This is a genomic window from Dinoroseobacter sp. PD6 (assembly GCF_028807315.1).
GTDB classification, from domain to species: domain Bacteria; phylum Pseudomonadota; class Alphaproteobacteria; order Rhodobacterales; family Rhodobacteraceae; genus Dinoroseobacter; species Dinoroseobacter shibae.
The window spans coordinates 92,618-113,461 of sequence record NZ_JARAMN010000009.1 but is presented as its reverse complement, the minus strand read 5'-3'; the positions used below and the strand labels follow the sequence as shown (position 1 = coordinate 113,461).

The 20,844-nt window shown below is 58.7% G+C and carries 25 protein-coding genes; 13 read left to right on the top strand and 12 right to left on the bottom strand.

The window, feature by feature from the left end; all coding sequences use genetic code 11:
* Positions 1-51: 51 nt before the first annotated feature.
* The 4 genes from trxA to PVW48_RS15195 all read left to right on the top strand — a co-directional run bounded on the left by trxA (position 52) and on the right by PVW48_RS15195 (position 3,661).
* A complete protein-coding gene (gene trxA, locus PVW48_RS15210) occupies positions 52-372 on the top strand; it encodes a thioredoxin (RefSeq protein ID WP_274581941.1) in 321 nt (106 codons plus the stop codon).
* 106 nt (positions 373-478) lie between these two features.
* A complete protein-coding gene (gene hslV / locus PVW48_RS15205; RefSeq protein ID WP_274581940.1) occupies positions 479-1,036 on the top strand; it encodes an ATP-dependent protease subunit HslV in 558 nt (185 codons plus the stop codon).
* 68 nt (positions 1,037-1,104) lie between these two features.
* The gene (gene hslU, locus PVW48_RS15200) at positions 1,105-2,418 is read left to right on the top strand and encodes an ATP-dependent protease ATPase subunit HslU (RefSeq protein ID WP_274581939.1); all 1,314 of its coding nucleotides are present in this window, start codon (positions 1,105-1,107) and stop codon (positions 2,416-2,418) included.
* A gap of 37 nt (positions 2,419-2,455) precedes the next feature.
* A complete protein-coding gene (locus tag PVW48_RS15195) occupies positions 2,456-3,661 on the top strand; it encodes an MFS transporter (protein ID WP_274581938.1) in 1,206 nt (401 codons plus the stop codon).
* On the opposite strand, the gene PVW48_RS15190 is transcribed toward PVW48_RS15195, so the two are convergent.
* From PVW48_RS15190 to PVW48_RS15180, 3 genes are read right to left on the bottom strand one after another with little or no spacing between them, the layout of a single operon-like run.
* Positions 3,658-4,251: a Smr/MutS family protein gene (locus PVW48_RS15190; protein ID WP_012180100.1), complete on the bottom strand. Its 594-nt coding sequence runs from the start codon at positions 4,249-4,251 to the stop codon at positions 3,658-3,660. The two genes, PVW48_RS15195 and PVW48_RS15190, sit on opposite strands and share 4 nt — an antisense overlap.
* A 1-nt stretch (position 4,252) precedes the next feature.
* On the bottom strand, positions 4,253-5,281 hold the full coding sequence (gene mltA / locus PVW48_RS15185; RefSeq protein ID WP_274581937.1) for a murein transglycosylase A: 1,029 nt from the start codon (positions 5,279-5,281) through the stop codon (positions 4,253-4,255).
* Positions 5,278-5,943, bottom strand: coding sequence for a Tim44/TimA family putative adaptor protein (locus PVW48_RS15180; protein ID WP_012180102.1), 666 nt, complete (start codon positions 5,941-5,943; stop codon positions 5,278-5,280). Before PVW48_RS15180 ends, mltA begins: the two co-directional genes overlap by 4 nt.
* Positions 5,944-6,049: 106 nt before the next feature.
* On the opposite strand from PVW48_RS15180, the gene PVW48_RS15175 reads away from it, so the two are divergent.
* Complete coding sequence (locus tag PVW48_RS15175; protein ID WP_012180103.1) at positions 6,050-6,541, top strand: FxsA family protein; 492 nt, start codon at positions 6,050-6,052, stop codon at positions 6,539-6,541.
* Between the two features lie 57 nt (positions 6,542-6,598).
* A complete protein-coding gene (secB, locus tag PVW48_RS15170; protein WP_274581936.1) occupies positions 6,599-7,117 on the top strand; it encodes a protein-export chaperone SecB in 519 nt (172 codons plus the stop codon).
* Between the two features lie 4 nt (positions 7,118-7,121).
* On the opposite strand, the gene dnaQ is transcribed toward secB, so the two are convergent.
* The 4 genes from dnaQ to PVW48_RS15150 are packed head-to-tail and all read right to left on the bottom strand — an operon-like array spanning position 7,122 to position 9,829.
* Positions 7,122-7,814 (bottom strand): DNA polymerase III subunit epsilon, encoded by a 693-nt coding sequence (gene dnaQ / locus PVW48_RS15165; protein ID WP_274581935.1) that lies wholly within the window; start codon positions 7,812-7,814, stop codon positions 7,122-7,124.
* Positions 7,807-8,403 carry a dephospho-CoA kinase gene (gene coaE, locus PVW48_RS15160; protein WP_274581934.1) on the bottom strand — a complete coding sequence of 199 codons (597 nt, stop codon included), beginning with the start codon at positions 8,401-8,403 and terminating at the stop codon, positions 7,807-7,809. Before coaE ends, dnaQ begins: the two co-directional genes overlap by 8 nt.
* Entirely contained in the window at positions 8,400-9,236 is an 837-nt protein-coding gene (locus PVW48_RS15155; RefSeq protein WP_274581933.1) for a shikimate dehydrogenase, read from the bottom strand. Before PVW48_RS15155 ends, coaE begins: the two co-directional genes overlap by 4 nt.
* Positions 9,233-9,829, bottom strand: coding sequence for a Maf family protein (locus PVW48_RS15150; protein ID WP_274581932.1), 597 nt, complete (start codon positions 9,827-9,829; stop codon positions 9,233-9,235). The genes PVW48_RS15155 and PVW48_RS15150 overlap by 4 nt, the downstream gene beginning before the upstream one ends.
* 382 nt (positions 9,830-10,211) lie before the next feature.
* On the opposite strand from PVW48_RS15150, the gene hemJ reads away from it, so the two are divergent.
* From hemJ to PVW48_RS15115, 7 genes are all read left to right on the top strand, one after another.
* Positions 10,212-10,649 (top strand): protoporphyrinogen oxidase HemJ, encoded by a 438-nt coding sequence (gene hemJ, locus PVW48_RS15145; RefSeq protein WP_274581931.1) that lies wholly within the window; start codon positions 10,212-10,214, stop codon positions 10,647-10,649.
* Between the two features lie 116 nt (positions 10,650-10,765).
* Complete coding sequence (gene rho / locus PVW48_RS15140; protein WP_012180110.1) at positions 10,766-12,037, top strand: transcription termination factor Rho; 1,272 nt, start codon at positions 10,766-10,768, stop codon at positions 12,035-12,037.
* Between the two features lie 20 nt (positions 12,038-12,057).
* A complete protein-coding gene (gene mnmE / locus PVW48_RS15135) occupies positions 12,058-13,347 on the top strand; it encodes a tRNA uridine-5-carboxymethylaminomethyl(34) synthesis GTPase MnmE (RefSeq protein WP_274581930.1) in 1,290 nt (429 codons plus the stop codon).
* 12 nt (positions 13,348-13,359) lie between these two features.
* Positions 13,360-15,219 carry a tRNA uridine-5-carboxymethylaminomethyl(34) synthesis enzyme MnmG gene (gene mnmG / locus PVW48_RS15130; protein WP_274581929.1) on the top strand — a complete coding sequence of 620 codons (1,860 nt, stop codon included), beginning with the start codon at positions 13,360-13,362 and terminating at the stop codon, positions 15,217-15,219.
* A gap of 10 nt (positions 15,220-15,229) precedes the next feature.
* Entirely contained in the window at positions 15,230-15,817 is a 588-nt protein-coding gene (rsmG, locus tag PVW48_RS15125) for a 16S rRNA (guanine(527)-N(7))-methyltransferase RsmG (protein ID WP_274581928.1), read from the top strand.
* Complete coding sequence (locus tag PVW48_RS15120; RefSeq protein ID WP_274581927.1) at positions 15,810-16,616, top strand: ParA family protein; 807 nt, start codon at positions 15,810-15,812, stop codon at positions 16,614-16,616. The genes rsmG and PVW48_RS15120 overlap by 8 nt, the downstream gene beginning before the upstream one ends.
* 17 nt (positions 16,617-16,633) lie before the next feature.
* Positions 16,634-17,533 (top strand): ParB/RepB/Spo0J family partition protein, encoded by a 900-nt coding sequence (locus PVW48_RS15115; RefSeq protein ID WP_274581926.1) that lies wholly within the window; start codon positions 16,634-16,636, stop codon positions 17,531-17,533.
* Here PVW48_RS15115 and PVW48_RS15110 read toward each other — a convergent pair.
* Genes PVW48_RS15110 through rph form a run of 5 tightly spaced genes read right to left on the bottom strand, consistent with a single transcriptional unit; the run spans position 17,530 to position 20,750 of the window.
* The gene (locus PVW48_RS15110; protein WP_274581925.1) at positions 17,530-17,883 is read right to left on the bottom strand and encodes a YbaN family protein; all 354 of its coding nucleotides are present in this window, start codon (positions 17,881-17,883) and stop codon (positions 17,530-17,532) included. The genes PVW48_RS15115 and PVW48_RS15110 overlap by 4 nt on opposite strands.
* On the bottom strand, positions 17,880-19,043 hold the full coding sequence (hemW, locus tag PVW48_RS15105; RefSeq protein ID WP_274581924.1) for a radical SAM family heme chaperone HemW: 1,164 nt from the start codon (positions 19,041-19,043) through the stop codon (positions 17,880-17,882). Before hemW ends, PVW48_RS15110 begins: the two co-directional genes overlap by 4 nt.
* 2 nt (positions 19,044-19,045) lie before the next feature.
* Positions 19,046-19,423 (bottom strand): RidA family protein, encoded by a 378-nt coding sequence (locus PVW48_RS15100; RefSeq protein WP_274581923.1) that lies wholly within the window; start codon positions 19,421-19,423, stop codon positions 19,046-19,048.
* A complete protein-coding gene (gene rdgB / locus PVW48_RS15095; RefSeq protein WP_012180119.1) occupies positions 19,423-20,037 on the bottom strand; it encodes an RdgB/HAM1 family non-canonical purine NTP pyrophosphatase in 615 nt (204 codons plus the stop codon). The genes PVW48_RS15100 and rdgB overlap by 1 nt, the downstream gene beginning before the upstream one ends.
* Complete coding sequence (rph, locus tag PVW48_RS15090) at positions 20,037-20,750, bottom strand: ribonuclease PH (protein ID WP_012180120.1); 714 nt, start codon at positions 20,748-20,750, stop codon at positions 20,037-20,039. Before rph ends, rdgB begins: the two co-directional genes overlap by 1 nt.
* Positions 20,751-20,844: the final 94 nt, after the last annotated feature.

Here is a 20,844-nt window from a genome sequence, read left to right as displayed (position 1 = left end):
GTTCATAGGTTCCGGGGCTGACACATGCATCCCCCAAGGAGGGCCATAGCCATGGCAACCGTTGCCGTAACCGACGAAACCTTCGACACCGAAGTCACGAAATCCGACATCCCCGTGGTGGTGGATTTCTGGGCGGAATGGTGCGGCCCCTGCAAGCAGATCGGCCCGGCGCTCGAAGAACTGAGCGTGACGTTCGACGGCAAGGTGAAGATCGCCAAGCTCAACGTGGACGAGAACCCGAACGCACCCGCACAGATGGGGGTGCGCGGTATTCCTGCGCTGTTCCTGTTCAAGAACGGCGAGGTCGTGTCGAACAAGGTCGGCGCCGCCCCGAAAGCCGCCCTGCAAAGCTGGATCGAAGAGTCACTCTGATTCTGCCTCACACGCACCGGAACGGGCGCCTTCGGGCGCCCTTTTGCTTGGCCCGTTGCGAAACCGCGCCCGGACCCGCATATATGGCCCAGATTACGGAGGCCCCATGACTGAGACATCCTTCCCCGGCTGGCACGGCACCACCATCATCGGCGTCAAGAAGAACGGCAAGGTTGTGGTCGCCGGCGACGGGCAGGTCAGCCTTGGCCAGACCGTCATCAAGGGAACCGCCCGCAAGGTGCGCCGCCTGACCCCAGGCGGGCACGAGGTCGTTGCGGGTTTCGCAGGCTCGACCGCCGATGCCTTCACCCTGCTGGAACGGCTGGAAGCCAAGCTCGAAGCGACCCCCGGGCAGTTGCAGCGCGCGGCGGTGGAGCTGGCCAAGGACTGGCGCACCGACAAGTACCTGCAAAAGCTCGAAGCGATGCTGATCGTGACCGATGGAAACCTTCTTCTGGTGATTACAGGGGCGGGCGATGTCCTGGAGCCGGAGCATGACATCGCCGCCATCGGCTCTGGCGGAAATTTCGCCCTTGCGGCCGCCCGTGGCCTGATGGAGGCGGATTTCGACGCCGAAACGATTGCCCGCAAGGCAATGCAGATCGCGGCCGATATCTGTGTCTACACCAACGGAAACCTGACTGTCGAAGCGATCGACGCCTGACCCGCAACGCGGCTTGTTTTCACGCCGCGCCTTTACCTAGCCCCCAAGACAAGCGCAGGAGACCGCTCGTGACCGACCTGACCCCCCGCGAAATCGTGTCCGAACTTGATCGGTTCATCATCGGGCAGAAGGATGCCAAACGGGCTGTGGCCGTTGCCCTGCGCAACCGCTGGCGCCGCAAACAGCTGTCGGATGACCTGCGCGAAGAGGTTTATCCCAAAAATATTCTGATGATCGGCCCGACCGGCGTCGGCAAGACCGAGATCAGCCGCCGCTTGGCGAAACTGGCACGCGCGCCGTTCATCAAGGTCGAAGCCACCAAGTTCACCGAAGTCGGCTATGTCGGCCGTGACGTGGAACAGATCATCCGCGACCTCGTCGAGAACGCCATCACCATGACTCGCGATCACATGCGCGAAGAGGTGAAGGCGAACGCCCATCAGGCCGCTGAAGAGCGTGTGATCGAAGCCATCGCGGGTTCAGACGCCCGCGAAGCCACCCGCGAGATGTTCCGCAAGAAGCTGAAGGCCGGGGAACTGGACGATACGGTGATCGAGCTGGAGGTGGCAGATACTTCCAACCCGATGAGCATGTTCGAAATTCCCGGCCAGCCCGGCATGAACCCCATGGGCGGCGGCATGGATCTGGGTGAGCTGTTCGGCAAGGCGTTTGGTGGGCGCACCGTGCGCAAGAAGCTGACTGTGGCACAGAGCTACGAGGTCTTGATCAGCGAAGAGGCAGACAAACTGCTGGACGATGAAGCGGTCAATCGCAGTGCCGTCACAGCGGTGGAACAGAACGGCATTGTCTTCCTCGACGAGATCGACAAGGTCTGCGCTCGCTCCGACGCCCGTGGCGCTGATGTAAGCCGCGAAGGCGTACAGCGTGACCTGTTGCCCCTGATCGAGGGCACGACCGTCAGCACCAAGTACGGTCCTGTGAAAACCGATCATGTGCTCTTCATCGCCTCGGGTGCGTTCCACATCGCCAAACCTTCGGACCTGCTGCCGGAACTTCAGGGGCGCCTGCCCATCCGGGTCGAGTTGCGTCCCCTGACCGAACAGGATTTCGTCCGTATCCTGACCGAGACCGACAATGCTCTGACACTGCAATACACCGCGCTGATGGGCACGGAATCCGTCACTGTCACCTTCGCCGAGGATGGCATCGCAGCGCTTGCGCGCATCGCAGCGGAGGTGAACCAATCGGTGGAGAACATCGGCGCGCGGCGGCTCTATACAGTGATGGAACGGGTGTTCGAGGAACTCAGCTTCGCCGCTCCGGACCGCTCCGGCGACGAGATCACCGTGGATGCGGAGTTTGTCGAGGCCAATCTCGGCGCGCTGACTCGCGATACCGATCTCAGCCGCTACGTCCTCTGATCTGCCACGCGCCCTGCGTCGCGCATAGAAGCGTGGAATGACCACTCCGGGATTCCTTCGTCAAAACGCCCGTTGGCTAGGCGCCGGGGGGCTGCTGGCGTTCTCCGGCAGCTATGGGCAGACCTTTTTCATCGCCATCTTCGCCGGCGACATCCAGGACAGTTTCGGGCTGAGCCACGGCGCGTGGGGCGCCATCTATGCACTGGGCACACTGGGGTCTGCTGCGGTCATGGTCTGGCTCGGCACCCTGACCGACCATTATCGCGTCCGCCGCCTTGGGCCCTGGGCGCTTGCAGGCCTTGCTGCGGCCTGCTTGGCCATGGCGGTCAACCCTTGGGTCTGGGCCCTTCCACTGGTGGTGTTTGGCTTGCGTCTCGGCGGTCAGGGCATGGTGACCCATGTGGGCCGCGTGGCTATGGCGCGCTGGTTCTCAGCCAATCGCGGAAAGGCGATATCCGTGTCTTCGCTTGGGTATTCGGTGGGCGAAGCGTTGCTTCCGATCCTGTTCGTGGCGCTTTTGACCGTCGTCGAGTGGCGCGCGCTCTGGGGTCTTGCGGCCTTGCTGAGCCTCGCGGCCATCCCGGTGCTTCTGGCCCTTTTGCACCGCGAACGCCAACCGCAAAGCTATGCCGAAGACAGTCAGAGTACTGGTTCGGGCGGCCGCCACTGGACCCGGGCAGAGGTCGTGCGAGCACCTTTCTTCTGGGCGATTGTACCGGCACTTCTGTCGACGCCCGCCTTCGTGACCGCATTCTTCTTTCAACAAGTCCATCTGGCGGCGGAAAAGGATATCGCCCATCTCGATCTTGTCGCGCTTTTTCCGCTCTATTCGGTGGTCTCGGTTCTCGCGATGCTGGGCACGGGATTTCTCGTGGACCGGTTCGGCACACGCCTCTTGATGTGCCTGTTCACCCTACCCTTGGCGCTGAGCTTCATCGTCATATCAGGCACCGAAACCCTCTTGGGCCTCGCGGTCGGGCTAAGCCTTCTGGCGGTTACGGTGGGCGCGAATAACACACTGCCAGCGGCCTTTTGGGCGGACATGTTCGGGACCCGTCACCTCGGCGCGATCAAGTCGGTCGCCATGGCCCTTATGGTCCTGAGTTCCGCGATAGGGCCGCTGATTACCAGTCTCGCCATCGATGCAGGGGCATCCTTCCCTGCGCAGATGCCCTTGATCAGTCTCTATATAGCCCTCTCAACCGGGCTCCTCGCCGCCGCCCTGTGGCGTACGAGAGCCTAACGCGGCCTCTTGAGATACACGTAATATGCCCCACCACCACCGTGGCGCAAATGGGCCGTTGTAACTTGCAACACGACGCTGGACAGCGGTGGAATCGACAGCCAATGGGGCACCTGGTGGCGCAGAACGCCGAGACGTTCGGGGATCGGACCGCCCTGATCGCGGTCCTTGCCCTTTCCGGTGATCACCAGAACCAGGCGCTTGCCCTGAGAATGCGCCCCGAGGATGAACCGATTGAGCGCAGGATGCGCCTGAGACAGCGTCATGCCATGCAGATCCAGCCGCCCCTCGGGCTTCAACTTGCCCCGTTTGAGCTTGCCGAAGGCCTTGCGATCCATGGTCACCGGCGCGGCGGCGATCCGCTCACCGAGTCCAGGCGCCAGATCGTGCGTCTCGGACAAACCCGCGCCACTCCCGATGCTGAACGGCGAGATAGGCTCTTTTTCAGGGGATCGAGCCTTGCGCGGGCTTGGGGTCACATCCTGCGGCATCGGAAACCGCGGCTTGCTCAAGGGCGTGGCGGTTTCGGCAACACGCTTCCAGATCTCCTCCTCGTCGGGGCGCAGGCGTCTCGGGGGTCGCTTGGACATTTCACATCCCACTTTCCACGTAGGACAACGCCAACTCCACCGGTAGCAGTACAACCATGCGCCCCGGATCGCGGATACGCCCGGCCTTGTCACCCGCCGCCTCGCCTGAGCCGTAGAACACGTCCGCGCGCTGGGCCCCCTTGATCGCAGAGCCGGTATCCTGCGCCACCATCAAGCGGCGCAAGGGGTCTGCCCCGCCCTTCTCGATCCAGACCGGCGCCCCTAGGGGGGTATAGGTCGGATCCACCGCGATGGTCCGCATCGGCGTGATTGACCGGTTCATCGCCCCCAAAGGCCCCAGATGGGCAGGTACGGTGGATACTTCACGAAAGAACACAAAGGATTTGTTGTGGTGCAGCAGCCGCTTGCCGGCGGCGCCATTGGCCCGCACCCAGGCCTTGATCCGATCGGCGGAAACCTGGTGCGGCTGGTACAGCCCACGCCGGACCATTTCGCGCCCGACAGAGCTATAGTCATGGCCGTTTTTCGCCGCGAACCCCACGCGCATCACTGTCCCGTCGGTCAAGCGCAGACGGCCGGAGCCCTGAACCTGAAGGAAAAAAACCTCCACCGGATCGGTGGCGTAAGCCAGCTCCAGTCCGCGCCCGTTCAGGATCCCGCGGTCTTCCAGCTCGCCTCGGGTATACCAGGGCCGATCGCGGGGCAATTCGGGTGGCACTTGGTAAATCGGGTATTGATACGCGCCGCCGCGCGTGCGCGATGCGCGCAGTTCAGGCTCGTAGTAGCCGGTGAAGAGAGCCTCGTCATCGCCCTTGATCAGGATCGGGAGAAACAGGGTTTCGAAAAAGCCGCGCGCATCCTCCGTCGCACGGGCAATTGCGCAGATGGGACCCCAGGCTGGATCCTTCAGATCGATGCAAGTTGTCCGGAAGACTTCCAGCGCCTCGGTATGAGAATCCTCAGCCCAGCCTTTGAGGTCACCGAAACCAAGAAGTTCAACAGATGCATCTGCGGGAGGGGCGCCAGCCATCAGTCCAACGCCCAGCACCGCCGCGCGGAGCGGGATCATTCCCCGGTTGCGACGAGCCGCCAATTGGGATCATCCGACCCCATGACCCGCGCGAAGGTCCAAACGTCCTTCTGACGCTTGATCTCCGTCGGATCGCCTTCGACGATCTCGCCTTCGGCGTTCCGCACAACAAAGGTCAGCTCGCCCACGAACCGCACGGTCACCTCACCCTCTCGGGTATCGCGGTCGAACGCGGCTTCCACGAGCGTGGTCTCGCGCACACCGACGAACTCGGCCTCGACAGTAAGGCCCTGTTCATTACGCTGCTCGATCACCTCCGAAAACGCTTCGGACAGCTCTTCGGACAGGAAGCCCTGGACGTCGTCCATATCGCCGTTTTCGAAGGACATTAGGATCCACTCGTAGGCGCCTTTTGCTCCGCCGAGGAACTCGGTCACGTTGAAGCCCGGCTCCGCCATCTTCATGGCGGCGAGAGCCTTAGCGCTGTCGCTGCCATCGGGAACGTGATCAGTGATGTCCGTATCCGGGCCGCCTTCGATCACTTCGAAATCACGACGCGGCGTGACGTCACGTTCCGGCCCGTCCAGCGGCACAGGTTTCTTTTCGAAGCCCTCGCGCGTGCCAAGGACGCTGCGCAGGCGCAGGATCAGGAAAACGGCGACCCCAAGCAGTACAAGAATTTGGAGCATGTTGGAATTCATAGGATCCTCGCGCAGCGCTGCATGTATGGTATCTCCGGTCAGGTTGCATATGTAAGGTCGACAGGGGGGCAAGTCCACCATCCCCCTGTATTTGAAGGAGCGGAAAATGTGGTTGTTTGCCCTGTTCGTGGCTGTGCCCCTGATCGAGATCGCCCTGTTCATACAGGTCGGCGGTTGGATAGGGCTATGGCCAACACTGGCAATCGTTGTCGTGACCGCCCTACTGGGAACGGCGCTGGTCCGCTCGCAAGGTCTGCGGGCGATGGCGGATTTACGCGGATCCTTCGCGGATCTGCGCGATCCGACCGAGGCATTGGCCCATGGCGCGATGATCCTCTTTTCAGGCGCACTTTTACTGACGCCTGGGTTTTTCACCGATGCGGTGGGCTTTTCGCTACTGATGCCGCCGGTTCGACTTGCGATCATTCGTTACGTGCGCGCCCGGATCAAGGTGCAGCAGTTCGAGATGGGGCGGGCGCCGCAAAACCGACGCACTTCCACCGCAGATATCATCGAGACGGAATATGCTGACCTCGATGAGACACCACCCCGGTCAAACGGGCCTTCCGGCTGGACGAAAGATCCCACCCGGGATTGAGGGGCGCAGCGCATCCTGATAGGAGCGAGCCCAGACCAGTTTTTGGACGAGGATTTCATGGCCGACGAAACAACCAACGGCGCTGCCGCTCCAGCGGACCAGCAGCAACAGCCGGTAATGCCCACCTTGAAGATCATGGCGCAGTTCATCCGCGACATGTCTTTCGAAAACATTGCTGCCCAGAAGGGTGTGCAGGGCGAAGGACAACCGGACATTCAGGTTCAGGTGAACCTGGACGCCAAGAAGCGCACGGTTGAAAAGCAGTTTGAAGTTGCCATCAAGCTGAACATCAATGCCAAAACCAAAGAATCTGGCGATATGATCTTTGGTCTGGAGCTGGACTATGCCGGCATCTTTTTCATCGACAATGTGCCGGACGAGCAGATGCATCCTTTCCTGCTGATCGAGTGTCCGCGCATGCTTTTCCCGTTCGTGCGCCGAATTGTTTCCGATGTGACCCGCGATGGCGGCTTCCCGCCGCTCAACCTGGATCAGATCGATTTTGTGGCTCTGTATCGTCAGGAAATCGCGCGGCGCGCCGCCGCGCAGCAGGCAGCACCGAGCGCCGAGGTCTGAGACCTCAGGTCACCGTGCGCCAAAGCGCGGACTGCCCAAGGGATTCGACAAAGGCGGCATGTGCCGCCTTTTCCTTTTCCGACACCCGGGACGGCAAGGGTGCAGGCCGAGGCCGGGCACGGAGCCGCCCATTATCGATACTTTGTGTGGACGGGGTCTGCACACTCGACAGCTCCAGCCCCGGCTGCTGCCCGCCGATGAGCTCCAGGTACACTTCGGCCAGGATCTCGGAATCCAGCAGCGCCCCGTGTTTCTCACGTGCCGAGTTGTCGACACCAAACCGACGGCACAATGCGTCGAGAGATGCAGGCGATCCCGGAAACTTTCGCCTTGCGATAGCCAATGTATCAATCGCTTGTTCCATCGGCAGAAGCGGTTTGCCCAGCCAACCCAACTCTGCGTTCAGAAACTTCATGTCGAACGCAGCGTTGTGAATGACCAGTTTCGCATCCCCGATGAAATCCAGGAAGGCCTCGGCAACCTCGGCAAAGAGCGGCTTGTCCGCAAGAAAGTCGTCACCAAGCCCATGCACTTCAAAGGCGGATTGGGGCATGCTCCGTTGGGGGTTTATGTACTGGTGATAGACCCGGCCCGTAGGCACATGGTTGAAAAGCTCCACTCCGCCGATTTCAACCAACCGATCGCCTTCCGAAGGCTCGAATCCGGTCGTCTCCGTGTCGAGCACGATCTCACGCATGTCCCATCTCCTCTGCCCGTTGCAGGACAGTTTCGACGCCTTGCCGGGCGGTGTCCAGAGTTGTCGTATCGATCATCAAATCTGCCCGTGTACGCTTCTCTGCATCGGCCAGCTGTTTGGCAAGGATGGCTTGAAACTGCGCCTCGGTCATGCCTGGTCTTTCGAGAACGCGTGCACGTTGGGTGTCAGGATCGGTCGAGACGACAACCACCAGATCCATGTCTTTTGCTGCGCCAGTCTCAAAAAGAAGCGGAATGTCCAGAAGCACGGCCTTCCGACCCTCCAGGCGTGCCTGGTCTACAAAAGCCGTGCGGTCTGCTGCCACGAGGGGATGCACCACTTGTTCGATCACGCGCAAAACATCGGGATCTTCGGAAATCAGTCTCTTCAAAACGGTCCGGTCGACACCAGCTTCGCTGACCGCTTCAGAAAAAAGAGCGCGTATCGGTGCGATCGCCGCACCCTTAGGACCATACAGCCTGTGCACGGCCGCATCCGCATCCCAGACCGGGAGACCACGCGCGGCGAACATCTCGGCGGTGGTTGATTTGCCCATGCCGATGGAGCCTGTCAGTCCAATAATGATCATTCTGCCAGTGCGGCCGCCCGCAGTTCAGGGGTGATCTCTGGCCGCATGCCAAACCACCGCTCAAAACCCGGCGCTGCCTGAAAGAGCAACATGCCCAGGCCATCGACTACAGGGTTTCCGCGGGCAACCGCCTGTTCCAGCAAAGGTGTCATCAGGGGACGATACACAATATCCGTCACCACCGCAGAACGGGGCAGGGCATCGAGGTTCAGCTCGAGATCAGGCTGGCCGGTCATTCCCAATGATGTGGTATTGACCAGGGTCTCTGCGTCTTCCATGGCGTCAGATACGCCGTGCCAGTCGACAACGGTCACCCTTGGCCCAAAATCACTGCGCAAAGCCTCCGCCTTGGCGCGGGTCCGATTGGCCAAACGCACTTCCGGCGCGCCCGCTTCGAGGAGTGCTGACAAAACCCCTCGCGCTGCTCCGCCAGCCCCCAGTACCACGATGGCTGCTGCGCGCGGCGACCAGCCGGGCGCCCCATGCTTCAGATTTTCTATGAACCCATAGCCATCCGTATTGTCCGCATGAATCGTCCCATCAGGTTGAAAGGTGATCGTGTTCGCCGCCCCGATCAACGCAGCCCTGTCGGACACTCGGTCCGCAAGCTCGATGGCGCGTTCCTTGAAGGGTAGGGTGACATTGACACCCTTGAACCCCAACTTCGGCAGAGCGTGGAACACCTCGGCAAGGTCCTGACCCTGCACATGGAGCGGCACGTAATATCCCTCGATCCCATAGACGTGCAACCAATGTCGATGCAGATGTGGCGACCGGGAATGCGCGATGGGGTTTCCGATGACCCCGGCTATGGGCACTTTTATTTCTGTCATCCGTCGATCTCTCCCCTCAGGGTGAGATAGCTCAGCAATTCCAGCAGCGGGAGCCCCAAAACCGTGAAATAGTCACCTTGGACCTGGCTGAAGAGCCGGACGCCCTCTTCCTCGAGCTTATAGCCCCCCACCGAGTGTCGAATGCTGTCCCAGTTTCGCGCAACATAGCTCTCGATGTAGGAAGGACTCAGCGATCTGACGGTCATTCGCACGGCGCCGACATGACGCCAAAGCGGCTTGCCTTCGCGATAGATCACCGCTGCCGACAGCAATTGGTGGGTCTTGCCAGACATCGCCGTGATTTGCGCGATGGCATGCTCCGGCGTCTCGGGCTTGGCCAAAAGCTCCCCCTGCAGATCCAGCACCTGGTCAGACCCGATGACCAGCGCCTCTGGTTCGAGCCTTGCCACTTTCTCCGCTTTGAACTCCGCAAGTGCATCGGCCACGTCCCGCGCTTTTGCGCCCTCGGCACGCAGAGATTGGGTTATCGTTTCCTCATCGATCATGGCCTTGATCACGCGTACGGATACCCCTGCGTTTTCCAACAGCTGTCGACGGATCTCCGATCCAGAGGCGAGAATGATGTGGGTCATCCTGAGGGTACCTGTGTGGATATGCCTGTGCACAATTTTGGCCGTTTTGGGCACGAGGCCCACGAAGCGGCGACACAAGAGGTTCCGGTGAACAACTGCCAAGTCGCTCCTGTTTCATCCCATGTGCGCTTGTGTTTCACAAGACTGTGGGTATCTCGGGCGACATACTCTTTTGCACAGTTTATTCACTGTGTTCTTAGACACCAAGTGACTGTTAAATAAGTATTAAAAAAGGTTCTGGTAAATCCTGGATCGCAGTATGTGGACAAGAATAACCGCTCGAACAACGCAAGAGTTCGACATATCCCCAAGACCTACAACAACACCATCTTTTCTTTTCTTTCTATTTTATGAATAGAAGGAAGACAGAGAAGGACAAAGCATGGACCTGTACGTTTGGATCAAATCCTTGCATGTGATTTCCGTGATCGCATGGATGGCCGGGTTGTTCTATCTACCTCGACTGTTCGTATACCATGTCGAGTCGAACGCCGTGTCGGGTGAAACCGAGGCGCTGTTCCAGACGATGGAGAGGCGTTTGCTCCGCGCGATCATGAACCCGGCAATGATCTCAAGCTGGATCTTCGGGCTTTGGCTCGTGATGACCCCCGGGATTGTCGATTGGTCGGCGGTCTGGCCCTATACGAAACTCGCGGCGATCCTTGGCATGACATGGTTTCACATGTGGTGCGCCGGACAACGCAAGGAATTGCTTGCTGGGACATCGACGACCACCGGTCGAAGGTACCGCATGATGAACGAGGTGCCCACACTTCTGCTCCTGGTCATCGTGTTCTCAGTGATTGCACGCCCATTCTGAGGCTCGATTGACTCGCGCAGCATGATTATCTAAGGCTCTGTCAGCGTTCCGTCCGGAATCGCTCTCTCACGTATGACAGTTTCGCGCCCGCGACGGCGCCCAAACGGGATTTTTCGATGACCCAAGAGCGTCTCGCCCTTGCCGATCTCAAAGCTATGAGCCCTGCTGATCTTCTGCCCCTGGCCGAGGAGCTGGAGGTTGAAAACGCATCCACCATGCGGAAAGGCGACATGATGTTCGCCATCCTCAAGGAGCGTGCAGAGGACGGCTGGGAAATCTCTGGCGATGGCGTTCTGGAAGTCATGCAGGACGGGTTCGGGTTTCTCCGCTCCCCCGAGGCGAACTATCTGCCGGGCCCGGACGACATCTATGTTTCTCCCGAGAAAATTCGGCAGCACTCCCTGCGCACTGGCGATACCGTCGAAGGGGTGATCCAGGCCCCGCGGGAGAACGAACGCTATTTCGCGATCACCTCCGTCAGCCTGGTAAACTTCGAAGACCCGGAGATGGCACGTCACAAGGTGAGCTTTGATAACTTGACGCCTCTTTATCCGGACGAGCGGCTGAAGATGGAGATCGAGGATCCGACGATCAAGGATCGGTCTGCCCGGATCATCGACCTGGTGGCACCGATCGGGAAGGGGCAGCGGTCGCTGATCGTGGCTCCGCCGCGGACGGGCAAGACGGTCCTGTTGCAGAATATCGCCAAGAGCATCGCAGCCAATCATCCTGAATGCTATCTGATGGTGCTGCTGATCGATGAACGTCCAGAAGAAGTCACGGACATGCAGCGTTCGGTGAAAGGGGAGGTGATTTCCTCCACTTTCGATGAGCCGGCCTCGCGCCACGTGGCAGTGTCCGAGATGGTGATCGAGAAGGCCAAGCGCCTGGTGGAGCACAAGCGGGACGTGGTTATCTTGCTGGATTCGATCACTCGTCTTGGTCGGGCTTTCAACACGGTCGTTCCGTCTTCGGGCAAGGTGCTGACCGGGGGTGTGGATGCCAATGCGTTGCAGCGGCCGAAGCGGTTCTTCGGTGCGGCCCGAAACATCGAAGAAGGCGGGTCGCTGACAATCATCGCAACCGCATTGATCGATACAGGCTCCCGTATGGACGAAGTGATCTTTGAAGAGTTCAAGGGTACGGGCAACTCCGAGATCGTGCTTGACCGCAAGGTGGCCGACAAGCGGGTCTTCCCGGCGATGGACATCCTCAAATCCGGCACGCGCAAAGAGGATCTCCTTGTCGATGCCAAGGATCTTCAGAAGACCTTTGTGCTGCGTCGCATTCTGAATCCCATGGGGACCACGGATGCCATCGAGTTCCTGATCTCGAAGCTGAAGCAGACGAAGACCAATTCCGAGTTCTTCGATTCGATGAACACCTGACCGGCGATACGGTACCGGTCATGGACACCATATTTGCGCTTGCTTCCGCACCGGGGAAATCCGGTGTTGCCGTGCTGCGTATTAGCGGATCGAGGGCATTTCATGCGGGTAGGGTGCTGGCCGGTGGGCTACCTGATGCCCAGCGGACCAGCTTGCGAAAACTGCGTGACTCCGATGGAAGTGTGATCGATGAGGCGCTCGTCCTCGCGTTTGAAAGCCCCAACAGTTTCACGGGTGAAGATTGTGTTGAGTTTCAGACCCATGGCTCGCCGGCGATCATTGCAGCATTGATGAATGAATTGTCGGCGCTGCCTGGCCTCCGCTTGGCGCAACCGGGGGAGTTCACGCGTCGTGCCCTCGAAAACAATCGGATGGATCTGGCCCAGGTTGAAGGTTTGGCCGATTTGATCGAGGCAGAGACCGAGGCGCAGCGCAAACAGGCATTGCGAACTTTTTCCGGCGAACTCGGCCAGAAAGTAGAACTCTGGCGCAAGGATCTGGTGCGTGCGATGGCGTTGCTCGAGGTGACCATTGATTTTGCTGACGAAGAAGTGCCGGAAGATGTGTATCCCGAGGTTCAGGAATTGCTTGGGCGCGTGTCTCAAAACCTGGCCGCAGAGAGTGCCGGTACCCATGCTGCGGAACGCATAAGACATGGGTTCGAGGTTGCAATCCTGGGTGCGCCGAACGTTGGAAAATCAAGCCTTCTCAATAGATTAGCTGGTCGCGAAGCAGCAATTACATCGAGTATCGCAGGCACAACGCGTGATGTGGTCGAGGTGCGCTTGGACCTTGATGGGCTGCCGGTCACGGTGCTGGATACAGCCGGTTTGCGGGAAACCCAGGATGAGATTGAACAGATTGGTATTAGCCGTGCTATGGCGCGGGCCGAGTCTGCCGATCTGCGTATCATCCTCATTGAAGATGGCCGTTTGCCCTCGGGTCTTGGGGTGGCTGACGATGATATCCTGGTGCAGGCAAAGTCGGATATTCTTCCGAGTAGTAGCGAGTTTGCAATTTCATCCGTCACGGGGCGGGGGATAGACAGATTGGTGAAAGCAGTTTCACATAGGCTGTCACTTCGTGCTGCTAGTGCAGGCACGGCCACCCATGTTCGACACCGTCTAGCGATTTCATCCGCCGTTGAGTCGCTCGATCTCGCCAAAACAAAGATTTCCGAAGGCTTCCCGGTCGAATTGGTGATAGAAGACCTTCGACAAGCCTTGGTCGATCTCGAATCGTTGATTGGTCGCGTAGGCGTTGAGCAAGTCCTGGATGAAATCTTTGCGAGCTTTTGCCTCGGCAAGTGAGGAGTGTTTCACGTGAAACAACAGGCTTTTGATGTCATCGTCATTGGAGGGGGCCATGCAGGTACCGAGGCCGCAGCCGCAGCTGCCCGCCTTGGTGTGCAGGTTGCCCTGATCACACTCGAAAGATCGGGTGTCGGTGTGATGTCTTGCAATCCGGCGATCGGAGGGCTTGGCAAAGGACACCTGGTTCGAGAAATTGATGCGATGGACGGAGTCATGGGACGGGTCGCGGACAAGGCCGGCATCCAGTTCAGGCTTCTCAATCGTCGGAAAGGGCCGGCCGTGCAAGGGCCGCGGTCTCAATCAGATCGCGATGTTTACCGTTCCGAGATGCTTGCCGAGATGGAAGCGCTGCCCAACTTGCGTATCTTGGAGGCTGAAGTCGCTGACCTGATTACGTCGGGGACCAGGATCGAGGGTGTGTATTTGGCCGATGGGAGCGAGGTCACCGCTCGAGCGGTCGTTGTTACAACCGGAACGTTTCTCCGCGGTATCATTCACATAGGGAATCGAAGCTTTCAGGGTGGCAGAATGGGGGCCGCTCCTTCCGTTCGTCTTGCTGAAAGGTTTGACAGTTTCGGTTTGCCCCTTGGGCGATTGAAGACAGGTACTCCGCCGCGGCTGGATAAACGCAGCATCGCCTGGGATAAACTGGAACCTCAGCCCGGCGACGAGGATCCGACGCTTTTCTCTTTCCTGTCGGCTGGCCCATACCTGCGGCAAGTACACTGCGCTGTCACTCACACCAACGAACGCACCCACGAAATAATCCGGAAAAACCTCTCGCGATCTGCGATGTATGGCGGATCCATTGAAGGTGTTGGGCCGCGGTACTGCCCGTCCATCGAGGATAAAGTGGTTCGGTTCTCCGACAAAACCTCACATCAGATCTTTCTAGAGCCGGAGGGTCTCGACAGTACCACGATCTATCCCAACGGAATTTCGACCTCGTTGCCGGAAGATGTACAAGAGGCGTATGTCCGCAGCATATCCGGATTGGAAAACGCGAAGATCACTCAGCCCGGTTATGCGATAGAATACGACTATGTGGATCCACGCGCCCTTGATGCGGCCTTGCGGGTCAAGGGATTTGACGGCCTATATCTTGCGGGGCAAATCAACGGTACAACAGGATACGAGGAAGCGGCCGCACAAGGCTTGGTCGCAGGTTTGAACGCTGCCCTTGAGGGTAGGGGTAAGTTTCTGCCCAGCCGAATGACGTCTTACATTGGGGTGATGATAGACGATTTGATTACGCAAGGGGTCGCTGAGCCTTATCGTATGTTCACATCGCGTGCAGAGTACAGGCTGTCTTTACGCTGCGATAATGCCGATCAGCGCTTGACGCCAGAGGGTCTTGTCCTTGGGTGCGTGGGCGAAGAACGCAGGATAAAGTTCGAGACGAAGATGGGCCTCTTGAACGAAACCCTGGAGAAACTGAAGTCTTTTGAAGTGACGCCCAAGCAAGCGAACGAGGCTGGCATACGTGTAAACGAGGACGGTCGCCGTCGAAATGGCCTCGATCTGCTGTCGCTCTCCGATGTCAGCTACGATTCCCTGGCTGCGACCTGGCCAGAGCTACAGGCATCGAAAGAGATCGCCAAGCAAGCAAAAATTGAAGCCACTTATGCGAATTACATTGAGCGACAGCAACGCGATGTCATGGCTTTGAAGAAGGATGAAGAGATCGAGTTTCCATCCCGGTTTGACTTTTCCGGTCTTTCAGGCCTGTCGAACGAGTTGAAATCCAAGCTGACAGCGGTGCGCCCTTCGACTTTGGGTCAGGCCGCAAGAATAGAAGGCATGACTCCGGCTGCTCTGACACTCTTGCTGGCATCTTTGCGGAAGGCAGAAAAACGGCGTAGCGCGTAGGATCAATCGAATGGACGCCGCATCCCGTTGTGATCTAAAGGTTTTCGAGGGCCTTATTCGCAAATGGTCACCTCGGATTAATCTGGTGGCGCCCTCCACATATGATCAAACGTGGGAGCGGCATATCCTTGATTCCGCGCAGCTTTACGATTTTCTGCCCTCGACGGCGGACAAGGTAATAGATCTCGGAAGTGGCGGAGGGCTTCCTGTGGTTGTGCTTGGAGTTCTTGCGAAGCACCGGGGCTGCCGTATCAAGTTTACAGCTATCGAATCTGACGCGCGCAAGTGTGCCTTTCTCCGAACCGCAGCTCGTGAGTTACAGATAAATTTGAGTGTCATCACGAGTCGTATCGAAGCTGCAAATGTGGAGCCTGGGAATGTCATAACTGCGCGCGCCCTGGCGCCTGTGTCCAAGCTTCTGGAGTTTGCCGAACCTTTGCGTGTTGCGGGAGGGACTTGCCTCTTTTTAAAAGGCGAAAACGTGCAGAATGAGGTGTCCGAAGCGAAGAACTCATGGCAATTTGAGGCGAAGTACTATCCAAGCGTGACATCCGAAAAGAGCGCTATCTTGGAGATTGGAGAGTTTTATCGTGCCTGAGTTTACGCCAACTTCCAAACCGCGTGTCATCGCGATTGCGAACCAAAAGGGCGGCGTGGGTAAAACGACAACGACAATTAATCTCGGGACGGCATTGACGATGCGGGGAAAAACCGTCCTGATCATCGACCTGGACCCGCAAGGGAATGCGTCTACTGGTCTAGGGATGGCGCCCGAAACACGAAGCCTTACCACCTATGATCTGCTCGTCGAAAATGCGGCGATTGCAGATGTTTCACGTGAAACATCCGTAGAAAACCTGTTTCTTGCGCCTGCAACCACGGATCTAAGCTCTGCGGACATCGAGTTGATGTCGAATAGTCGACGTGTTTTCCGACTGCGGGCTGCGCTCACTCAGCTCAACGCGCTGCCCAAGAGGGTTGATTATGTCTTGGTCGATTGCCCGCCAAGCCTGAATTTGCTGACAGTTAACGCGATGGTGGCCGCAGATTCCGTGCTCGTTCCGCTCCAAAGCGAGTTTTTTGCGTTGGAAGGCCTTTCCCAGCTCTTGTTGTCGGTCCGGGAAGTGCGCGAAACCGCCAATCCAAAACTCAGGATCGAGGGGATTGTCCTGACGATGTATGATCGGAGGAACAATCTGTCGCGTCAGGTTGAGGAGGACGCGCGGGAGAACCTCGGGGAACTGGTTTTCAAGACGATCATACCCAGGAACGTCAGGGTCAGTGAGGCTCCGTCCTTTGCGATGCCTGTCTTACGGTATGATCCAAGCTCTCAAGGGTCTCAGGCCTATCTTGGCCTAGCCGATGAAATTCTCGAACGTCACGAGTTGGTGGCATGAAAGGGATCTAATTTTTCATGGAAAAGAAACCTGAACGCCGAGGCCTGGGGCGAGGGCTGTCAGCTCTCATGGCTGATGTCAATATTGGGTCCGAGACTGCGAGCGTTGGGAACGAGGCCAGCCAGGCCAACCCGGATCGACTGGTCCCGATTGAATCCGTGCGCCCAAATCCAGACCAGCCTCGGCGCACGTTTCAACAGGAAGATCTTGACAGCCTTTCGGAGTCCATTCGCGAAAAGGGTGTCCTGCAGCCACTGATCGTTCGTCCCGACCCCTCTGACGAGAATCTCTATCAGATCGTTGCGGGGGAACGTCGCTGGCGTGCCGCGCAGATGGCGCAGTTGCATGAGATACCTGTTCTCGTACGCGAACTTTCGGACACCGAGTCGCTCGAAATTGCGATTATCGAGAATATTCAGCGTGCCGACCTCAATCCGGTAGAAGAGGCGCAGGGCTACCGCCAACTCATGGACCGCTTCGGCCATACTCAGGAGCGGCTCGCACAGGCCTTGGGCAAAAGCCGGAGCCACATTGCCAACATGCTTCGGCTCATGTCGTTACCGGCGGAAGTTCTTACGTATTTACAGGACGGTACACTGGCCGTTGGACATGCGCGCGCCTTGATTACAGCAGATGATCCGGTCGCTCTTGCCAAGAAGGTCATCGCCAAGGGATTGTCTGTACGGGAAACCGAGAGGTTGGCAAAGAAGGCCGATACCTCGCCAGGGGGTACAAAGAAGTCGCCAAAGAAATCCGAGAAGGATGCAGACACACGCGCGTTAGAACTTGATTTGTCGGCGACGCTTGGAATGCAGATTTCGATAGACCACACCCCGGGGGGGGAGAAGGGCGCATTGACGATCCGCTATACGTCTCTCGACCAGTTGGACGATCTTTGCCGCCGCCTCAGCTCCTAGCTGCTCGGGCGCGTCCAGATAAATACGGCGACGATGCTGAGTACGACCGCCTGGATGGTCAGAACTGTGGTTGAGACGCCAAGTACAAGTGAGAGTGAGAAGGCCCCAAGGATCGAAAGTGAGGCCAAAGCTTTGGCACGCAAGCTGATAGAGCCCCGTTCCTGCCAGTCCAGAATGGGGGCACCAAATCTTGGATGATCCAGAAGCCAGGCGTGAAGGCGATCAGATCCTCGTGCATAACAGAAGGCAGCAAGGAGCAGGAAGGGTACAGTCGGCAGAAGTGGCAAGGCAATGCCGATCACGCCCATGCCAAGCGCTGTGCTGCCGGAGATCACCCAAATAGCTCTCATCTGTCCTCGCTCAGAAGTTCCCGCAGAATGGCGTTCAGCACCATGCGCCCTTGTAAAGTGGTGCGCAACCGGTCGCCGTCCACCCGTATGAGTTGCGCTTCCTGGAGTTCGGAGAGTTTTCGTTCCGGCAGAGGCGATCTGGAAATAGCGGTGATCCGGTTCAGGGACACACCCTCTGAAAGCCGTAAGCCCATGAGAAGGAGTTCCTCAGCGATTTCTCTTGGTGTTACGAGCTGTCTTGCGGTCTCACCATGCCCGGCTTCTTGAACTTGCGCTAGCCACGCCTCGGGGTGCAAAGGGGTGGCGGTGGCCCATTTCTGTCCGGATAGGGTGAGGCGCCCATGTGCGCCAGGGCCGATTCCCACATAATCTCCGTACCGCCAATAGATCAGGTTATGACGGGACTCACTGCCCTCAGCTGCGTGATTTGACACTTCGTAGGCCGGCATTCCCGCATCGGCACACAGGTCTTGAGTTGCTTCGAACATGTCGGCGCCCAAGTCATCATCCGGCAATCCGCGCAACATGCCCCGAGCAGCGCGATCTCCAAACGCGGTGCCTGGCTCCACGGTCAATTGATAGAGAGAAAGATGGTCAACCGCCATGGAGAGGGCTGTCCTAAGCTCCGCAATCCAGGCTTCCAGCGTTTGACCTTGTCGTGCGTAGATCAGATCGAAGCTCACGCGCTCGAAATGCGCTCGCGCGACCTCAAATGCGCTCTGGGCCTCTCTGACCGAGTGCAATCGTCCCAAAGCCTTCAGGTCCGCGTCGTTCAGGGCCTGGATACCCATCGAAACCCGGTTCACCCCTGCATCCCGATAGGCGCAAAACCGCCCGGCCTCGACGGATGTGGGGTTTGCCTCCAGTGTGATTTCAAGACTGTTGGAGGTGGGCCAAGTTCGCCGGATCCTGTCGATGATGGCAGCCACGAGGTCCGGTTCCATCAATGAAGGGGTGCCTCCGCCGAAAAAAACCGTATCGAGGCGGCGACCTTCCGTTTCTACTCCGGCACGGCCGATTTCCGACAAGAAGGCGTTTTCCCACGCTGCTTGATCCACGCGTGCCCTGACATGGCTGTTGAAGTCGCAATAGGGGCACTTGGCAGCGCAGAAAGGCCAATGAAGGTACAGCCCGAAGCCCCCGTGTTGCCAATCCTCCATACTCAGCCCTTGAACGCGGTCACGTCGATTTCGATCAACATCTCGGGTTCGATTAAACCGGCAATGATCATGGTGGCCGCGGGACGGATATCACCGAGATGCCGACCGAGCAGGGGCGCAACTGTTTGGACGAGACCGCGATCCGCAAGGATATACTGGACCTTGCAGATGCTGTCTTTTGGGAAATCCGCTTCCCTCAATACTTCAAAAATTGTTTTAAAACAATTATTTACCTGGTCTTCGAAAACGTTCGGCAGAGTCATTGCCGCATAATCGTACCCGGTGACGCCCGACAGGAAACACCAATCGCCCTGAACCACGGCTCGGGAATATCCCATGGTGGCCTCGAAGGGGGAACCCGTGGAAATCAGGCGTCTCATCAGTCTTCTGAGAAACAGGCTACGGTCAGTTTCCGGAACGCATCTGCCCGGTGGCTGACCTTGTTCTTTTCCCAACGGTCCATTTCCCCGAAGGTCTGCGCGTAGCCATCCGGTTGGAACATCGGGTCATACCCATGGCCTTGCGAGCCACGCATGGGCCAAACCAGTTGTCCCTTCATCGTCCCGGGAAAAACCATGTCGGTGCCGTCGGGCCATGCCAGCACCAGAGTGCAGCAGAACCGCGCACGCCACGGCCGTTCCGCACCTTTCGCAATCAGGGCGTCATGGACCTTGACCATGGCCATCTCGAAATCCCGCCCGGTCGGTGTCTCGGCCCAGTCCGCCGTGTAGACACCGGGTGCACCATCGAGTGCGAGAACCTCCAGGCCGCTGTCATCGGCCAGTGCAGGCAACCCAGTCTCTTTTGCGGCATAATGCGCCTTGATGCGAGCATTGCCGACGAAAGTGGTTTCCGTCTCTTCCGGCTCGGACAAACCGTGCGCGGCGGCGGAGGTAACCCGCACGCCGTAAGGCTCCAACAGATGCGCGATCTCTTCGATTTTGCCCTTGTTGTGACTTGCGACGAGCAGGGTTTTGTCCTTGAACCGGGACATCAGCTGGTGGCGGCCTTCTGTGCGGCGACCAGCTCGGCAACACCGACCTCGGCAAGGTCCATCAGCGTGTTGAGGGCATTGCGCGAGAACGGCGCACCCTCGGCCGAACCTTGCACCTCGATCAGACCGCCGGAGCCGGTCATCACGAAATTCGCGTCGGTCCCGGCCTCGGAATCCTCCGCATAATCCAGATCCAGTACGGGTTGCCCGGCGTAGAGACCACAGGACACCGCGGCTACGTGATCTGTCAGCGGGTCCGTAATGATATCGCCTGCCTTCATCAGCTTGTTGACGGCAAGCCTCAGCGCGACCCAGGCCCCGGTGATCGACGCGCAGCGTGTGCCGCCATCGGCCTGGATCACATCGCAATCGATGGTGATCTGCCGCTCTCCCAACGCCACGCGGTCGACCCCCGCGCGGAGGCTCCGTCCGATCAGGCGCTGGATCTCCTGGGTGCGCCCCGATTGCTTCCCAGCGGCAGCTTCCCGGCGCCCGCGGGTATGGGTTGCGCGGGGCAACATTCCATATTCCGCCGTCACCCAGCCAAGACCGGTGTTACGCAGAAACGGCGGCACGCGCTCCTCGACGGAGGCGGTGCACAACACGCGTGTTTCACCCATTGAGATCAGGCAGGATCCTTCGGCGTGCCTGGTGAAGCCAGTTTCGATCGAGACGCCGCGCATCTCATGGGTTTGACGTCCTGACGGTCGCATGACGATCCTTTCGCTATTTGCGCCAGATAGGCGCGCCCTTATCTAAATGGCAAGCCGTTGACGCAATCGCGCAGCGTGAAATAAAAGAGTGCGC

Bases quoted from the DNA above. Each gene is read 5' to 3' on its own strand.
- trxA (WP_274581941.1), top strand. From the start codon at position 52: ATGGCAACCGTTGCCGTAACCGACGAAACCTTCGACACCGAAGTCACG.
- hslV (WP_274581940.1), top strand. From the start codon at position 479: ATGACTGAGACATCCTTCCCCGGCTGGCACGGCACCACCATCATCGGC.
- PVW48_RS15195 (WP_274581938.1), top strand. From the start codon at position 2,456: ATGACCACTCCGGGATTCCTTCGTCAAAACGCCCGTTGGCTAGGCGCC.
- PVW48_RS15190 (WP_012180100.1), bottom strand. From the start codon at position 4,251: ATGTCCAAGCGACCCCCGAGACGCCTGCGCCCCGACGAGGAGGAGATC.
- mltA (WP_274581937.1), bottom strand. From the start codon at position 5,281: ATGATCCCGCTCCGCGCGGCGGTGCTGGGCGTTGGACTGATGGCTGGC.
- PVW48_RS15180 (WP_012180102.1), bottom strand. From the start codon at position 5,943: ATGAATTCCAACATGCTCCAAATTCTTGTACTGCTTGGGGTCGCCGTT.
- PVW48_RS15175 (WP_012180103.1), top strand. From the start codon at position 6,050: ATGTGGTTGTTTGCCCTGTTCGTGGCTGTGCCCCTGATCGAGATCGCC.
- secB (WP_274581936.1), top strand. From the start codon at position 6,599: ATGGCCGACGAAACAACCAACGGCGCTGCCGCTCCAGCGGACCAGCAG.
- dnaQ (WP_274581935.1), bottom strand. From the start codon at position 7,814: ATGCGTGAGATCGTGCTCGACACGGAGACGACCGGATTCGAGCCTTCG.
- coaE (WP_274581934.1), bottom strand. From the start codon at position 8,403: ATGATCATTATTGGACTGACAGGCTCCATCGGCATGGGCAAATCAACC.
- PVW48_RS15155 (WP_274581933.1), bottom strand. From the start codon at position 9,236: ATGACAGAAATAAAAGTGCCCATAGCCGGGGTCATCGGAAACCCCATC.
- PVW48_RS15150 (WP_274581932.1), bottom strand. From the start codon at position 9,829: ATGACCCACATCATTCTCGCCTCTGGATCGGAGATCCGTCGACAGCTG.
- hemJ (WP_274581931.1), top strand. From the start codon at position 10,212: ATGGACCTGTACGTTTGGATCAAATCCTTGCATGTGATTTCCGTGATC.
- rho (WP_012180110.1), top strand. From the start codon at position 10,766: ATGACCCAAGAGCGTCTCGCCCTTGCCGATCTCAAAGCTATGAGCCCT.
- mnmE (WP_274581930.1), top strand. From the start codon at position 12,058: ATGGACACCATATTTGCGCTTGCTTCCGCACCGGGGAAATCCGGTGTT.
- rsmG (WP_274581928.1), top strand. From the start codon at position 15,230: ATGGACGCCGCATCCCGTTGTGATCTAAAGGTTTTCGAGGGCCTTATT.
- PVW48_RS15115 (WP_274581926.1), top strand. From the start codon at position 16,634: ATGGAAAAGAAACCTGAACGCCGAGGCCTGGGGCGAGGGCTGTCAGCT.
- PVW48_RS15110 (WP_274581925.1), bottom strand. From the start codon at position 17,883: ATGAGAGCTATTTGGGTGATCTCCGGCAGCACAGCGCTTGGCATGGGC.
- hemW (WP_274581924.1), bottom strand. From the start codon at position 19,043: ATGGAGGATTGGCAACACGGGGGCTTCGGGCTGTACCTTCATTGGCCT.
- PVW48_RS15100 (WP_274581923.1), bottom strand. From the start codon at position 19,423: ATGAGACGCCTGATTTCCACGGGTTCCCCCTTCGAGGCCACCATGGGA.
- rdgB (WP_012180119.1), bottom strand. From the start codon at position 20,037: ATGTCCCGGTTCAAGGACAAAACCCTGCTCGTCGCAAGTCACAACAAG.
- rph (WP_012180120.1), bottom strand. From the start codon at position 20,750: ATGCGACCGTCAGGACGTCAAACCCATGAGATGCGCGGCGTCTCGATC.